Source organism: Vicinamibacterales bacterium (assembly GCA_036504215.1).
In the GTDB taxonomy this organism is placed as follows: Bacteria; Acidobacteriota; Vicinamibacteria; order Vicinamibacterales; family Fen-181; genus FEN-299.
Window position 1 is genome coordinate 1 of the sequence record DASXVO010000048.1, and the last position, 2,104, is coordinate 2,104.

The window sequence follows — 2,104 nt, forward strand, 5'->3', positions numbered from 1 at the left end:
CACGTCACCGCCGACCTGACTGCGCCGAGCCTCACCGTCACCGTGTTGCCGGGCCCCAACCGCGAGGCGCGGGAGCTCGACGAGAAGAGCGCGACGAAGGACACCGAGCGCAAGCGGAACGAGAAGGTCAGGGTGCAGATCAAGTCCTCGGACGCGGACCTGGACCCGAGCTCGGTGACGGTGGAGGTCGCCGGGCCGACCGGGGGCAAGCTCGCGGTGACGCCCGGCGCGTGCGCGACCATGCCCGCGGGCTACTGCTCGGAGGCGGAGATCGATCTCGGCAACGCGGCGCTGGAGATGAAGGCGTTCCGGGGCACGGCGAAGGTCACGGTCACGGCGAGCGACGCGGTGAAGAACTTGGGGACGGGCTCGGCGGATGTCGCGGTGACGAGGTTCAAGTGGAAGGTGGACCCGGAGACCGGCAAGTCCATCAAGGCGGCGCCCGCGATTGGCGAGAATGGCGACGTTTACGTGGTCACGTTCGGTGGAAAGGTCGCTGTCTTCAATCCGAATGGCACGGTGAAGTGGTGGTTCCAGACCGGTGGAGGTACCGATACCAGCGTCGCAGTCGCGGATGTGGATAGCGTCGAAACGGTATTTGTCTCGGGGCTATCGAGTGGAGCCGGGGCCGTTTGGGCGGCGAACAGTTCCGCAACCGGCACGAGCCCCGATCCAATTTGCTCCAGTGGCACGCAGTCGCTTGGCGCTATCGCCATCACGGAGTTCATGTTCGACGGCGACGCCAAGGCGCTCGCGGGAGCTGTGGCGGGCTTTAAGCAGTCCACTGGTTCGAAAATCTCGATTGTCCGTCCCGGCGTTCCTCCGGCATCGGCGTGTCCATCCACGTCCTTCACGGCATCGATGAACCCTGACTCGGGATTTGCTGTGAGCAACAACACCCAAGTCGTTCTGGCCGACAAGTCAGGCAACCTGCGCGCGATTGACCTGATAGCTGGAGGACCGACTCCATCGTGGACCACAGCAATCGGCGGGCTAATTGCCTCCAACCCCATCTTCACGAGCCAGGGAATAGCACTTGGTGGCTCATCTGGGGTTTCGGGCGGGATGTTCCACCTCTCGTCCTTGGGAACCGGCGGTGTTCTCGCCGGCTATGGTGCGCCGCTCTGGAACCCCATCGGAATCAAGACCGCTCTGGGCGACCTGGTCGCAGTTGGCTCAGAGGATGGTCGGCTATTCATTGAAGACGAGACGTTCTCGGCCACCGCAATGCTGACGCCCAAGATGACCCTCAGCGGTGCACTGGGTGCCGCCCCAGCCTTCGGTTCCGACCAAGCCCTCTACATCGCCTCCGCCGACCAGAAACTCTTCGTCCGCGACCTCCAGGGCAACGCCCTCTGGGACGCTGAGCTGGGCTCCAGCTCCTTCTCCTCCCCCGCCCTCGACTGCGCCCGCGACTCCAACGGCCAAGCCATCTCCGCCCCCGGCGTGGTCTACGTCGGCGCCGACGACGGCTTCCTCTACTCCTTCATCACCGACAGCCACGGCCTGGACGTCGACTCGCCTTGGCCCAAGTTCCACCGCGACCCGAAGAACCGGGCGAATACCGGGTTCGACTTGAAGACTTTCCGCTGTCCGTAGGTCGCAGCCCGCAGGCCCGAAGCAGCCTGGCCGGCCTTTGCGCAGGCGAGGGAGGCCGGCGCTGCTGGCCCGGTTCCTCGGCAGATTCGGAGGCTCGGCCGGCAGCTGCCAGCGGCGCCATTTCATCGCTGCTTGGCCGCGACCTTCCTCGCGCCTCGTCCTCGCTCTCGCGGGCTGACTAGCTGCCAGTGCCTACCAGTAGCTGCCGGCGTCCCCGCCGGGTCGTGTCGGTCGGTCGTCGCTCGCGGGTAGCTGCCGGCGTCCCCGCCGGGTCGTGTCGGTCGGTCGTCGCTCGCGGGTAGCTGCCGGCGTCCCCGCCGGGTCGTGTCGGTCGGTCGTCGCTTGCGAGTAGCTGCCGGCGTCTCCGCCGGGTCGGCAGTGGTCGGTCGACGGATGCCGGGAAGCTCGAACTCGCGACCCGGCGCGGAGGCCGGCAGCTACTGACCGCCTACAACCCACGCCACCGCCGGAACTGGCTCAACGCCGCCTTGAGCATCTTCGGCGC

General features: G+C 66.6%; 1 protein-coding gene. It reads left to right on the forward strand.

Going from position 1 to position 2,104, the window contains the following annotated elements; all coding sequences use genetic code 11:
* A partial coding sequence (locus tag VGK32_14175) for a hypothetical protein (protein HEY3382918.1) occupies positions 1-1,599 on the forward strand: 1,599 nt, incomplete at its 5' end.
* Between the last annotated feature and the right edge of the window lie 505 nt (positions 1,600-2,104).